This window comes from Campylobacter concisus (assembly GCF_902460665.1).
In the GTDB taxonomy this organism is placed as follows: Bacteria; Campylobacterota; Campylobacteria; order Campylobacterales; family Campylobacteraceae; genus Campylobacter_A; species Campylobacter_A concisus_AL.
On the sequence record NZ_CABPUR010000003.1, the window covers coordinates 26,524 to 39,742 of the forward strand.

Annotated in this window: 16 protein-coding genes and 1 pseudogene; 9 read left to right on the forward strand and 8 right to left on the reverse strand. The window is 34.9% G+C overall.

The features are described 5' to 3' along the window. The first annotated feature begins 49 nt into the window (after positions 1-49). The 6 genes and pseudogenes from F3G66_RS06995 (at position 50) to F3G66_RS07020 (ending at position 5,416) form a co-directional block, all read left to right on the forward strand. The gene (locus F3G66_RS06995; protein ID WP_054196551.1) at positions 50-370 is read left to right on the forward strand and encodes a hypothetical protein; all 321 of its coding nucleotides are present in this window, start codon (positions 50-52) and stop codon (positions 368-370) included. A 2-nt stretch (positions 371-372) separates the two neighbouring features. Further along, complete coding sequence (locus F3G66_RS07000) at positions 373-1,713, forward strand: dihydrolipoyl dehydrogenase family protein (protein WP_103649314.1); 1,341 nt, start codon at positions 373-375, stop codon at positions 1,711-1,713. A gap of 10 nt (positions 1,714-1,723) precedes the next feature. After that, positions 1,724-2,377, forward strand: a complete 654-nt coding sequence (locus F3G66_RS07005; RefSeq protein WP_021090816.1) for a tetratricopeptide repeat protein — start codon at positions 1,724-1,726, stop codon at positions 2,375-2,377. Further along, positions 2,378-3,001: a tetratricopeptide repeat protein gene (locus F3G66_RS07010; protein ID WP_149707615.1), complete on the forward strand. Its 624-nt coding sequence runs from the start codon at positions 2,378-2,380 to the stop codon at positions 2,999-3,001. Positions 3,002-3,010: 9 nt separating this feature from the next. Beyond that, positions 3,011-4,389 (forward strand): annotated as a pseudogene (locus F3G66_RS09640) (MBOAT family O-acyltransferase). A 25-nt stretch (positions 4,390-4,414) separates the two neighbouring features. Beyond that, on the forward strand, positions 4,415-5,416 hold the full coding sequence (locus tag F3G66_RS07020) for a hypothetical protein (protein WP_149707616.1): 1,002 nt from the start codon (positions 4,415-4,417) through the stop codon (positions 5,414-5,416). A gap of 4 nt (positions 5,417-5,420) precedes the next feature. On the opposite strand, the gene F3G66_RS07025 is transcribed toward F3G66_RS07020, so the two are convergent. Genes F3G66_RS07025 through F3G66_RS07055 form a run of 7 tightly spaced genes read right to left on the reverse strand, consistent with a single transcriptional unit; the run spans position 5,421 to position 10,272 of the window. Continuing rightward, entirely contained in the window at positions 5,421-5,957 is a 537-nt protein-coding gene (locus tag F3G66_RS07025; protein ID WP_149707617.1) for a hypothetical protein, read from the reverse strand. Next, a complete protein-coding gene (locus tag F3G66_RS07030; protein ID WP_149707618.1) occupies positions 5,950-6,471 on the reverse strand; it encodes a hypothetical protein in 522 nt (173 codons plus the stop codon). Before F3G66_RS07030 ends, F3G66_RS07025 begins: the two co-directional genes overlap by 8 nt. After that, positions 6,468-7,472 (reverse strand): hypothetical protein, encoded by a 1,005-nt coding sequence (locus F3G66_RS07035; RefSeq protein ID WP_149707619.1) that lies wholly within the window; start codon positions 7,470-7,472, stop codon positions 6,468-6,470. Before F3G66_RS07035 ends, F3G66_RS07030 begins: the two co-directional genes overlap by 4 nt. 60 nt (positions 7,473-7,532) lie before the next feature. Next, the gene (locus F3G66_RS07040; RefSeq protein ID WP_103641434.1) at positions 7,533-7,979 is read right to left on the reverse strand and encodes a hypothetical protein; all 447 of its coding nucleotides are present in this window, start codon (positions 7,977-7,979) and stop codon (positions 7,533-7,535) included. Then, positions 7,969-8,748 (reverse strand): lysophospholipid acyltransferase family protein, encoded by a 780-nt coding sequence (locus F3G66_RS07045; RefSeq protein ID WP_149707620.1) that lies wholly within the window; start codon positions 8,746-8,748, stop codon positions 7,969-7,971. Before F3G66_RS07045 ends, F3G66_RS07040 begins: the two co-directional genes overlap by 11 nt. Continuing rightward, on the reverse strand, positions 8,729-10,030 hold the full coding sequence (gene miaB / locus F3G66_RS07050) for a tRNA (N6-isopentenyl adenosine(37)-C2)-methylthiotransferase MiaB (protein WP_149707621.1): 1,302 nt from the start codon (positions 10,028-10,030) through the stop codon (positions 8,729-8,731). Before miaB ends, F3G66_RS07045 begins: the two co-directional genes overlap by 20 nt. Further along, positions 10,030-10,272, reverse strand: a complete 243-nt coding sequence (locus F3G66_RS07055) for an HP0268 family nuclease (protein WP_002941786.1) — start codon at positions 10,270-10,272, stop codon at positions 10,030-10,032. The genes miaB and F3G66_RS07055 overlap by 1 nt, the downstream gene beginning before the upstream one ends. A gap of 172 nt (positions 10,273-10,444) precedes the next feature. Between F3G66_RS07055 and nusA the strand changes: the two genes are divergently transcribed. Together nusA and F3G66_RS07065 are read left to right on the forward strand one after the other, a co-directional pair. Continuing rightward, a complete protein-coding gene (gene nusA / locus F3G66_RS07060; protein WP_012139939.1) occupies positions 10,445-11,548 on the forward strand; it encodes a transcription termination factor NusA in 1,104 nt (367 codons plus the stop codon). After that, positions 11,548-12,027 carry a GNAT family N-acetyltransferase gene (locus F3G66_RS07065; protein ID WP_149707622.1) on the forward strand — a complete coding sequence of 160 codons (480 nt, stop codon included), beginning with the start codon at positions 11,548-11,550 and terminating at the stop codon, positions 12,025-12,027. The genes nusA and F3G66_RS07065 overlap by 1 nt, the downstream gene beginning before the upstream one ends. Before the next feature lie 47 nt (positions 12,028-12,074). Here F3G66_RS07065 and F3G66_RS07070 read toward each other — a convergent pair whose 3' ends face one another. After that, positions 12,075-12,677, reverse strand: coding sequence for an outer membrane beta-barrel protein (locus F3G66_RS07070; protein WP_149707623.1), 603 nt, complete (start codon positions 12,675-12,677; stop codon positions 12,075-12,077). 160 nt (positions 12,678-12,837) lie between these two features. Between F3G66_RS07070 and F3G66_RS07075 the strand changes: the two genes are divergently transcribed. Further along, positions 12,838-13,050 (forward strand): transcriptional regulator, encoded by a 213-nt coding sequence (locus tag F3G66_RS07075; RefSeq protein ID WP_002941953.1) that lies wholly within the window; start codon positions 12,838-12,840, stop codon positions 13,048-13,050. Positions 13,051-13,219: the final 169 nt, after the last annotated feature.

The following is a 13,219-nucleotide window of genomic DNA, read 5'->3' on the forward strand; positions in this document are numbered from 1 at the left end:
ATCCAATTTTATCTTATAATGCCCGCAAATTTTAAGCAAAAGGAACGATATGGATCATAATGCACTTTTAATCCAGCTTGGCTATAACGTCAATGAAACGACCACTGCTCAAATGTGTAGAATTTTAAACAATACTGATGGTCTTTTGCCAAAGAGCATAATTGAACTAAACGATCATTTAAAGCCGCATCTTTGTTTTGTGGCGATGAGTGGAAGTGAAGATAGACTAAAGATAAAAAATGTAGCTACCGTTAATGAAATAAAAGAGCGAGTTGATGAGATTATAAAAAACTGGGCTAATAAATATAAAATGGAGCTAAAAAAGATAAATGAAACAACTTACTATATAATGGGAAAGATAAGGGACTGAAAATGAAATATGATATTGTAATTATTGGTTTTGGAAAAGCTGGCAAAACGCTAGCGGTTAAAGCTGCCGCACTTGGCAAAAAAGTGGCTCTTGTAGAGAGATCGCCAAAGATGTATGGAGGCACTTGCATAAATGTTGGCTGCATACCAACCAAACGTCTAATAACAGCCGCTAAAGAGGCAAAATTTGTAAATAATAGCGTTGAAAGCGAATATTACACGCTTAGCGTGGAAAATAAAAATAAGCTAATTTCAGCTTTGAATGCTAAAAACTATGCGATGCTAAATGATAAAGAAAATATCGATGTGATAGACGGTGTTGGCTCATTTGCTAGTGAAAATAGCGTACTTGTAACAACGCCAAGTGGTGAGAAAAAGCTAATAGAGGGCGATTTTATTATCATAAATAGTGGCTCAAAAGAGGCAGATACTCCTTTTGAGGTTGTAAGCTCAAATGTATTTTCAAGCCAAACGCTGCTTGATCTAAAAAATTTACCAAAGCATTTTGTCATTATCGGTAGTGGTTTTATCGGTATAGAGTTTGCATCAATGTTTGCAAATTTTAGCTCAAAAGTGACTATTATAGGGCGCTCAAAACTACTTAAAAACGAAGATGATGATATAGCTAATAGCGTAAAAGAAGCTCTTAGAGTCCAAGGCGTTGAAATTTTAGAGGGTTGCGAGATAGAGTGCATTAAAGAAAATATATTAAATTTCAAGCAAAATGGCGAGCAAAGATGCTTTAGGGCTGATGCATTTTTGATCGCGCTTGGCAGAGTGGCAAATGTGGATGATTTAAATTTAAAAGCCGCTAGAGTTGAGCTAAATGAAAAAGGCTTTATAAAGACAAATGAAAACCTTCAAACAAATGTGCCAAACATCTATGCGGTAGGCGACGTGCGCGGCGGAGAGCTTTTTACTTATACGAGCTTGGATGATTTTAGGATAGTTTATTCACAAATTTTTGGTGATAAAAAGAGAAATACTAAAAATAGAAGCATTCACGCAAATGTGCTATTTACTGACACTCCGCTAGCAAGAGTTGGAGTAAATGCAAAAGAAGCTAGCAAGCTTGGGTTAAATTTCAAAGAGCTAAAGCTTAGTATGGCAACAGTACCAGGCGCAAAAGTACTAAATCACGATGTAGGTATGCTAAAAGCTATTGTTGATGCGCAAAGTGGCGAAATTTTAGGTGCTAGCTTTCACTGCATCTATGCAAATGAGCTGATAAATGAAATCGCAATTGCAATGAATTTAAAAGCGAACGCAAATTTCTTTAAAAATCAAATTTTCACTCATCCAAGTATCAGTGAAGCACTAAATGACTTATTTGGACAATTTTAAAAGGAAAAGAATGAAAAAATATTTATTGCTTTTATCGGCTTTATTTTTCACTGGCTGCTTAAATGTGATTGGTGTAGGACAAAAACAAGATGATTCGTGGCAGCAACCAAAGGATGAAAAAATAGTGCAAAATAAAGAGCAAATTTCAAGAAATGCGATCGAGATTTTAATACCAAAATGCGAAGAAGGCGATGCTGAAGCTTGCAACGATTTGGGTGTAAATTACGAGCTTTTAAAAGAATATGAAAATGCTTTAACAAATTATAAAAAAGCTTGCGATGCTAAGGTGCAAGTCGGTTGTGCAAATTTGGGCACTCTTTATGAGCTTGGACTTGGAGTTAAAAAAAATCCAAAAAAGGCAATTTCAATTTATAAAGAAAGTTGCAATGGCGGAGGCATGCAAGCTTGCTATCATTTAGGCAATGCTTATAGAAAGGGCGAAATCGTTAAGCGAGATTATTACTTAGCAATGCAAGCTTATACAAATGCATGCAATGCTGGCGATTTGCCAAGTTGTGCCAATATCGGAGCGATGTACGAGCTTGGTCTTGGTGTCAATAAAGACGAAAAAAGGGCTTATGGAATTTATAAAGTTGCTTGCTTTCGTGGGCTAAGCAAGGCATGCCCGCAGATGAAAAGACTAGGTACAAAGCTAGGAATGTAAGTGAAAAAGGTCTTAAATTTTGGTCTTATTTTGGCTATGGGCTTTATGCTTGGTGGTTGCTGGTCGTGGCAAAAGATGGTAAGCTTTGGCTTTTGGCAAAGTGATGAAGAGGCTAGGGCAGAGCGTCTTGAACTTGAAAAAGAGAAGATGATGCAAAACTGCGAGGGTGGAAATAGCATCGACTGCAACAATTTAGCCGTAAATTTTAGTAACGAAAAAGACTTTGTAAAGGCAAAAGGCTACTACGAAAAAGCTTGCAATGCTGGGCTTGCGACGGCTTGTTCAAATTTGGGTCAAATTTATGAGCAAGGGCTGATTGATGAGCAAAAAGATATGGAAAAAGCTCTAAAACTTTATAAACTAGCTTGTGATAGCGGTGATGGCGTTGGCTGCTATAACGAAGCAATGGGGCTAAAATCCTACATCGAAAGCGAAAATTTAAAAACTCATAAGATAGATAGAGCTAAGGCTGAGGCTAGAGTTTTAAAGCTTTTAGCAAAGAGCTGCGAGCTTGAGTATGCTCAGTCGTGCTTTTTGCTTGCAAAGCTAAGCGGAGATGAAACAAAGGCGGACGCACTTTACAAAAGAGCCTGCCAGCTTGGTAAATGTGTAGAGAAAAAATAAGGGATAAAATTGCTTTTTAACTCATATGTCTTTATATTTGTATTTTTACCACTTGTATTTTTTGTATATTTTTTTCTAAATAAAAAGAGACTAAGCACTCTTGCAAAAGCTTTTTTAGTGAGTGCTAGTTTATTTTTTTATGCTTATTGGAGTGTTTATTATCTGCCGATTTTGTTAGGAGGTATCGTTTTTAACTTCCTTGTTTCAAAATTTCTTGCAAAACATCAGAGTAAAACTATTTTGATTTTTGGTATAGTTTGCAACCTTGCTTTACTTGGATATTTTAAATATGCTGATTTTTTAATTTCAAATTTAAACGCTATAACAAATACAAATTTAAGTCTACTTCATATCGCTTTGCCGCTAGCACTTAGTTTTGTCACATTTCAGCAAATAGCATATCTAGTGGATAGTTATAACAAGCAGACAAAAGAGAATAGTTTTTTAAACTTACTGCCTTTTTATAACATTTTTTCCACAGCTTATTGCTGATCCGATAGTGCATCACAAAGAAATGATGCCTCAGTTTGCAAATAAATTTAATCTTATAAAAAACTATAAATTTATAGCTCTTGGGCTTTGTGTTTTTAGCATAGGGCTATTTAAGAAGAGTGTGGTTGCTGATACTTTTTCGATTTTTGCAAATGCTGGATTTGATGTGGAAGGAAATTTGACTTTTCTGCAAGCATGGGCGATGTCACTTTCGTATACCTTTTAACTTTATTTTGATTTTAGTGGTTATTGTGATATGGCGATAGGTCTTGCGCTGCTTTTTAACATAAGACTTCCCATAAATTTTAACTCCCCGTACAAGGCTTTAAATATTCAGGATTTTTGGCATAGGTGGCACATTACTCTATCACGTTTTTTAAGAGACTACATATATATCCCACTTGGAGGAAATAGGGGGGGGGCAGAGCCGTACCTATCTAAATTTGTTTTTGGTATTTTTGATAGGCGGTCTTTGGCATGGGGCTGCTTGGACATTTATTGTTTGGGGTGCTTTACATGGTGTTGCTATTGTTATTCACAGATGTTGGCAAAAGTTAAATTTTAAATTAAATAAAATCATTGCTTGGATCATAACCTTTAACTTTGTAAATTTTACATGGATATTTTTTAGGGCAAAAAGCTTTGAAGATACCATGAAAGTGATCCGAGGGATGTTTTTTGGTGAGCTTAAAATAGACGTTAACTATCTTGAGATATTTTTTATCGTTTTAGCTTTTTTGGTTGTTTTACTTTTTAAAAACTCTATGCAAATGGCATTTGATAAGAAATTTAAATTTACTATCTGGCAAATTTTTGCAACATCTTTCTTTTTATTTATATCAATCTTAGTAATTAGGCTTAATAATGCGAGTGAATTTTTATACTTTAGATTTTAAGAAAAAAATATTTCTATGCCTGTCTTTGGTAGTATTTGCTATGGTTGGGCTTGATGTTGTACTTTATGTTTTTGCAGAAAGTAGAACAAGTAAGAAGAATTTCGTTGATAATAAAATTTCAAAAGCGGAGCACTTTAAGCTAAATAGCGAAAAGCAAAAGGATATCGTTTTTGTTGGAAGTAGTAGGACGTTTAATCATATTTCAACAAACATTTTTAAAGAAAATAATATTGGTATTTATAATTTTGGCGTTTCTGGAAATTTTATAGGTGACTATCCTTTTATTGTAAATGCTATTAAAAAAGTTGGTGCAAAAGAGGTTGTTATTAATATAAGAGTTAGCAATCTTTTTAAAGATTATATTGAGAGAGATGTCAAAATTTATACCACTGATGAACTAATGGCAAATTTTGGCACAAATAAGATAATGTTTTTAAAAACACTGCTAGATTATTTAGCAAGCTTGCATTTGTTTTTAAGATACTCTGAAGCTATCTATAATAGAGTAGTTATGGCTTATGGTAAATTTACACCAAAGACCGCAACCAATGTAAATAATTTTAGTGTAGAAAGTTTCTTTAATATTGAAGCAAATAGTGATTGCGAGCTAATTAACACAAGTGAAGTAAATTCAAATTTTACAAAAAGCAAAAAAATTATTGTTGCAAAATGCAGTAATGGCGATAATATACTTTTTGCAAATACGATACCTAGGGAAAATAGTGGTATAACAAATTTAAAAGGAATAAATTTAAACACATTAAAATACATGCAAAATTACATAATTGATCCGCTTGTTAAAGATGACATAAAAGTAATTGTTTTACTTGAGCCAATATTTGATGGAACAAGACTTCAATATAACATAAACGAAATAGCATCAGTCATCAAAAGTGCCAAAATTGTTGATCTTACAAATTTAAAATTTAGTGATGAAGAATTATCTGATTGGGAACATTTTAACTATCTTGGTAGAAAAAGATATAGTGAGTTTTTGGTTAAACTTTATCTTGATGGTAGACTTTAAGTTTTTACTTCAACCCAAAGACTTTTATATTAAAAGTAGTATGGATTTTATCCTTTTCGCCTTTCATGACGATAGGAAATTCAGTCTTTACGATACTGTCATAGCTGCTAAGCGCATCTAAAAAGTCATAAAATTTTTGTGGTGTCCTTAGAGAGCTAGTTACATTTAGACGAAATCTAAAAAATTTCTCACTAGCGTTATTATCACTTTCTTCTATTTTACTAAGGCTTACTTCACTGAAAAATTTGGAGGCAAATTCTATAAATTTATCTTTATCAAATTTAGCCTCAAAAGCTGAAATGATAGCTCCATCTTTTTGTTTGGTTGCTTCAAGGGCTTTAAATTTGGCTTCAAATTCATTTTTTACTTTTGTATAAGATGAGGTTTGTGAATAATTTTGTCTAGTTAGGCTTTTAAATTCTCTTATATTTGGCACGATAAAACCAAATATCATAATGAAGCAAACTACAATAAAAGCAAATATAAAAAGTAAAAGCTTGACGGGATCTATTTTTTCTAAGCTCGTATCTTTTTTACTCATTATATCCCTCAGAATTATCAATTTTATTTGTGCTTATAAAGCCATACCAGCCGTTTTTGCTTTGATAAAAGCTGGTATTTGAAGTCGTAAAAATAGATCTTAAAGGTGAAGCTAGAAGCTGATTAAATACATCTTTTGTCGGCGTTATACCGCGAATGATGAGCGAGCTTTTATCCATAAAAACCTCTTCAAGCGTTATACTGTCAGGCACTAGATCAAAAAGATTGTGCAAACTTTGCTTGAGAATAGAATTTGATGTGAAAATATCATTTGCAGATTCTATTTGTACAGCTAGTTTAGATGAAACTTCATCTGTTGTGACTATTTTTTGACTAAGTTCTTTTTGCTCATTTGATAAAAAATTTATATTTTTTTCAATTGAATAATTTTTGTAAAGTATAAAGAAATTTGTTGCCAAAAGAGCTACAAACACAAAACTTATAAGGCTTAGCCAAATTTTGCTAAAGATAGATATAAGTGGTCTTGGTTCCGGAGCAATAAAGCTAAATCTCATAATATTATCTCTTCTTGCATGATTTCATTCATAATATGATTTGTATTCACTGGATACACCGAAGTCTCCACTAAAAGCTCAGATTGCAGATATTGTAAAAAGGTTGCACTTGTTTTTGTGTTTTCAAAAACAATTATTTGTTCAATAAAATCACCGCCGTAGAGAGGATTTTCATAAAATTCTTTTACAGCCTTTACGATGTAATCAAACATCTTCATGTCATACCCAAAAATAGCAACTGATTTTTCTACATTTGTAGAAACTGGCATATTTAGTTCATAGTTTAGATCTTCAAATTCTTTTGGCTTATCATCACTTAAAAAATCATCTAAACTTTTAAAATCATCAAGCGATGTTGCGTCATTTTCTTCTTTAATGATTAAGTTATCAATATCTGTTATATCTTCTTCTTTTAGGCTTTCAGCTTCCTGGTTGGTTTCTTCAACGCCAGACATATTTAAAAAAGTGGATAACTTCATTTGTTTATCTTTAAAAATTGCAAGTGTAAACGAGTGTGCATGGATATAAAGATAAAGTGTAGTTTTTGGAGAAATTCCGCGTTTTAAGAGCTCGTGAAAGAGCAGGGCGATAGGTGAGTAGATGAGATCTACTCTATCTTGTCCAAATAAATTTTTATATTTTTTTATAGCGTTTAAATTTGCATAAATACTCCAGCTATCTTGCATGATAAGGCTTGTAAGATTTTTAGTATTTATATTAAATTTTTTGTATTCATCGAAGCTAACACTAGGAAGCGCGCCTTGCGAGTCGTCGTTAAAAAAAACTGAAACATATACACCAAAATATGTTTTTTCTTGCTCTTCTATATATTTTATGATTTTCTCATCGATATTATCGATATTTATATCTGTAAATTTAGTGTTTATAGTTTTTAAAAGTTTGCCATTTCTAAAGACCTGACCGAAAAATATGCACTCATTGCCCTCCAACACGACGCTTAAAAAAAGGTTAGAAAAAAGCTTTTTGACGCTAAAAGACATAAATCTCCTAAATTTAGTGCATAATTTTCGTTATGGTAGCCAAAAAGGGATTAAATAAGTTTAAAACAGCTCGTTTTTAAGCTTAACGAAAATCTCTTTTGTATTTAAAGCTTCATTTTTTAGCTCACTATCAAGTAAGGCCGAGTTTTTAAGGTCGTCAAAATCCTCTATCATCACATCACACATCATCTTAATGCGCTCACTATCAGCTTTGCTAACGCTACTTTGACTCATTTTTTTGATACGCTCAAGATACTCTTTGCCGTTTTTTATGTATGAGCTAAATTTGATAGCAGCCTTGCTTTGGTTTAGTACAGTATTTGCCATTTTGTTATAAATATCTATATCAAGTGCTTTTTGGCTTAAATTCAAGGCTTTTTCATATTCTTTGTTTTCGTATAAAAATTTTGCTTCAAGGGCGAGCTTATAGGAGTTGTCGCTATAAAAAAATAGTCCAAATAAAACAATTAGAAAGATGGCTATAAAAATAGATAGTTTATTTTTCATAAATTTCGTCCAAAATTTCTTTTATCTCGTCGCTTATTTGTGGATTTTTATGAGCATACTTTTTCCACCAAATCTTTAAATTTACTCTAAAGTCCTCTTTGTTTTGTTCTACGCTCTTGCCACCGTCGTTTTGCGAGGCTTGCCAGAGCTCGTTTTGTATTTTTTCTTTTGCCTCTTTTTGATCTAAATTTGCCACACTAAAAGGTGCTGAGAGGCTAAAATTTATAGTTGAAAATGGCTTTGGAAGTATCATCTTATCCCAGCTTTTAAACTCCCAAAACGAGTTTGCTTCAAAATTTAGAGCATAAATTTCGCAAGATGACTTTTGTGCGATCACAGCAGCTCCGTCTGCCACGCTGTGCCTTGGTCCTCTTGGACCATCTGGCGTGATGATGACGTCGTGACCTTGCTTTATCTCTCTTAGAGCTTCTATAAGTGCCCTTGCACCGCCTTTTGAGCTGCTACCTCTAATGGTGCCGATACCAAAAAAATTGATTATTCTAGTGATTAGCTCGCCATCCTTGTGGTCGCTAATTATCACCTTGCCTTGTTTTCTATTTTGTCTGCTCCACCACTGCCTGTAAGCAAAGCTCATAAAGCTAAGCCTTCCGTGCCAAAAGACGACAACGCAGCCATTTTGTGGTAAGAAATTTGGAGTGTAGCTCTTTTTGCAGGTTAGAAAAATGAGCCACATTAAAATATAGATGAAAAAGACGCCAACATTTAGGGCGAGCTTTTCAAGGGTGTTTTTAAATTTGCAGCTCGCCATACAAAACCATTCGTTTTGGGTTTGTGATCTTGATTTTTTGTGTAGTGCCAAGAAGCTCTTCGCTGCCATCAACTTGAACTAAAAAGTTATTAAAACTTCGTCCAGCAACGCCGCCGTTTGCTCTTAGCTCTTCAAAATATACATCAAAAATTTTATCTTTTTGTACCGCCACGATCTCGTCTAAAATTTCGTTATGGCGATTTTGTAGGCGCGTTAGCCTTGCTGAAGCGGTTTTATCATCTATTTGATTTCTGAAAGTAGCTGCCTTTGTAAGCGGACGAGGCGAATACTTAAAACTAAAAATTTGCTCAAATCTAACTTGCTCAAGCACGTCCATCGTATCTTCAAACTCGCTATCACTCTCGCCTGGAAATGCGACGATGATATCAGTTGAGATGCTCACGTCCGGGCACATCTTTCTAAGTCTTAGCGCGCGGTCTAAAAACCACTCTTTTGTGTATCCACGCTTCATCTCGCGTAAAACTTTGGTATTTCCGCTTTGAAGTGGCATGTGCATTGATTTACAAATTTTTGGATTATTAGTGAAAATTTCAAGAAATTTATCATCCATATGAAGTGGGTGCGGACTTGTAAATCTTATCCTCTCAACGCCATCTATCTCGCTTATCTTTACTAAAAGGTCGCTAAAATCGATATTTTCTTGCACGCCTGAAAATCTTTTACCGTAGTTATTGACATTTTGCCCTAGTAAAAATATCTCTTTTGCGCCGCTTTTTGCCGCCTTTTCTACCTCTTTTAGGATGAGGCTTGAAGGGATGGAAATTTCATCTCCTCTGGTGTGTGGGACGATGCAGTAGGTGCATTTTTTATCGCAGCCGATCGAGATGTTGATGTGGCTTTTATATGGCGAGCCTCTAAATTCGCCAAATGCATATTCGCTCTCGTCGTGGTTGATGTCGGTTGAGATAAATTTAGGCGTATTTACCGCCTTTGTGATCTTGCTAACATTTCTTGCGCCAAGGACAAAATCAACATAAGGCGCACGCTTGAAAATTTCACTACCCAAATGGCTTGCAGTGCAGCCACAAACGCCTATCTTTGCACCTCTTTTTTTGGCTTTTTCAAAGGCTCCGACCTCGCTAAAGAGCTTATGAACTGGCTTTTCACGAACCGAGCAGGTATTTATAAGGATTAAATCAGCTTCTTCGATGTTTTGTGTTAAGGAGTAGTCTTCTTTTTGTGAGAGCTCGGCTATGATATGCTCGCTGTCACGAACATTCATAGCACAACCTAGAGTTTGGATAAAGAGTTTTTTACTCATTAAAGTATATGCACTTCATACATATAATCGCTATCATCAAGCCCGTATTTTACGGTTCTGTGATAAACGCTTAGCCCTTTTTCTTCAAAGTGCTCGACTAAGGCGATTAGTTGTTTGTGCGTGTTTTCTTTATCAAAATAGAAAATTTTCTGACCCTCTTTTTCGACAGCTGCCTCTATCTTTTCTAGTGAAATCGTTTTTGGTTTTGCGTCTAATTCGGCTCTTGCAAGTTTTAGCTCCATTTTTAATCCTTTCAAAATCTTAAATTTTAATCGGTCAATATACCCAAATCATCATAAAAAAAGGATTAAATAAAAGTCAATAACAAGCTTAAAGTTGTTAAAAGTATGGCTTATGTATAATTTCAAAACTTCACGAAAAATCCCCGAAATTTATCGTCACAATGGAGAAAAAATGGAAAGAATTTCAGATATTATCGAGTCAATTGCAAATGAGAAAAATTTAGAGATAGAAGATGTAAAAGAGCGCGTCATAAGAGCCTTGATAAACACTGCAAAAAGGGTTTATGGCGAAAATTATGAGTATGACGTGAGCATCGATGCTAATAAAAATTTAAAGCTTTATCAAAAAATTTCAATCGTAGCAAACGACGATGAGAGGCTTGCTGAAGACAATGAGCACTTTTTAAGCTTAAAAGAGGCTAAAAAGATAGACAGTGGCGTAGAGATCGGCGATGAGCTCACTTACGAACTAAGCCTTGATAACCTTGGCAGAACCGCAGCTCAAACGCTTCACAAGGAGCTTGAGTATCACATCCAGCGCCTAGTAGAAGAGAAAATTTTACAAAAATATAATGAGATGAGCGGTCACATGGTCTTTGGACCAGTTGTCAGAGTCGATAACGATGAAAACACATTTATCGAGATAGACGAGCTTCGTGCCATCTTACCACGAAAAAATCGCATAAAAGGCGAGAAATTTAAAGTGGGCGATGTGGTAAAAGCGGTCATTAGAAAAGTTTTTACAGATAAAAATTTAGGCATAAAGGTCGAGCTTTCAAGGACTTCGCCTAAATTTCTTGAAGCGCTGCTAACTTCAGAGGTGCCTGAGATAAAAGATGGCGGCATCATCATCCAAGGAAGTGCGAGGATTCCTGGAGAAAGGGCTAAAGTAGCACTCATCTCAACCACTCCAAACATCGATCCAGTCGGCGCAACTGTCGGCACAAAGGGCGTTAGGATAAATGCTGTAAGCAAAGAGCTTCATGGTGAGAGCATCGATGCGATCGAATACACCACTGAGCCAGCGATCTTGGTAGCTCGCGCTATGGCACCTGCTATCATCACATCAGTAAAGATTGAAGAAAACAAGGCGATCGTGACACTTGCGAGCGAGCAAAAGAGTAAGGCGATCGGTAAAAATGGCATAAATATCCGCCTTGCAAGCATGCTAACTGGCTATGAGATCGAGCTAAATGAGCTTGGCTCAAAAACTAGCAGCAGCGGCGAAAATGGCGAAATGGTTAAAGATCTAAAAGCACTCTTTGGTGATAACTAATGAAATTTCAAATAAGAAAAGCAACGAGAGCTGATATAGACGTGATCTGCGAGCTTGTAAGAGAGCTTGCTAGCTATGAGAATTTGAGTGACCAAGTCACTTTTACTAATGAAATTTTTGCAGACTCCATTTTTAATAAAAATCACGCAAAAGCCCTTGTTTGCGAAAGCGAGGGCAGGGCTATTGGCTATGCTATCTATTTTTACACATTTTCTACATTTTTGGGGCTTGGCGGGATCTATCTTGAGGACATCTACGTCAAAAAAGAGTTTAGAAATCAAGGCATCGGTAAGGCTTTTTTTAAATTTCTAGCTCAAATTTGCAAGGATGAAAATTTAAAAAGGCTTGAGTGGTGCTGCCTAAACTGGAATGAGCCAAGCATCAAATTTTATGAGAGCATGGGCGCTAAAAATCAATCTCTTGAGTGGAGAACCTACCGCTTAGACGGCGAAAATTTAGAAAAGCTGGTAAATTTATAGTTTCTAGTAAAGCTCAAATTTGCTTTGAAATTTGAGCTTGCAAATTATTAAAATTTATATGTATATCCCATATAAAGACCGACGTTTGTCTCTTTGGCATCAACCATGTCAAATTTACTGATCTTGCCGTAGTCAGTTCTATCAGCTTTTAGACCAAACTCAACTGCATTGTTTTCATTGATAGAGTACTCAGCACCAAATCTTACACCTAGTATCCAGCCGTTCGTGCTAGCACTTTCCATCGGATTTTCAGCATCGCCACCTCTTAGTTTAAGCTTTGAAAAACCAGTGTAGCCACCAAGAACTAGTTTAAGATCTTTTGCCACACTTGGAGTATAGTCAGCTCCAACTATAAATTTATGAGTTTTCCACTCAGCTACGCTTTTATCTTCGTCATTTGCTGTTTTCTTAACTTTAAAATCATAAATGTAAGCACCATAAACTCTAGCCACATCAAAGTCATAACCAGCTTTTATACCAAGACCTGGTTGAGCTTTTTTAAATTTGATCTTTGAGCCATCATCGCCTTTTACAGTAAGCTTTGATCCAAAAGAGCAGTCTCCTTCAACTCCTACAAAGGCTCCTTGCGCTAAAGCAGCGGCACTAGCTAGGCTTAAACCTAAAGCAACTTTTAAAACTACATTTTTCATTTTTACTCCTTATTTAAAAAAATGTTACGTGGCTATTTTAAATTTTCTTATATTAAATAAAGTTTAAATATTCAATGAAATTAATAAAAAACATAAAATAATTCAATTGTTTTCTTATCAGAATAAAATTTATAAAATCACTCAAAAAAAGGAGTGTAAAGTGGCTAAGATGACAAAACGTGATATGGCTTATCATTTAGACGTTGATGTCGCAACGCTTTACAACTGGCGAAAACACAAGCCAAACCTTTATCGTATCGTGATGCTTGGATTTAAATTTGACGAGCTTATCGAGCAGAGCAAAAAGACTTGCAACGAGCTTTGCGAATATGAAAATTTAATCAATCAAGACATAGAAAAATTTAGCAAGTAGCTATTTTTATAAATCAAAAATTTTTTAGTTTAAAATAGATCGTAATATCCACATAAAAAGCAAATTTTCAGTAATAGAATTAGACTTTGATTTTAAGAGTGATAAGATTCATTTTTGATAATAGAAAAATATAGAAATTTTAAAAGAGCTCAAAGCAAGCGCTTCAAGC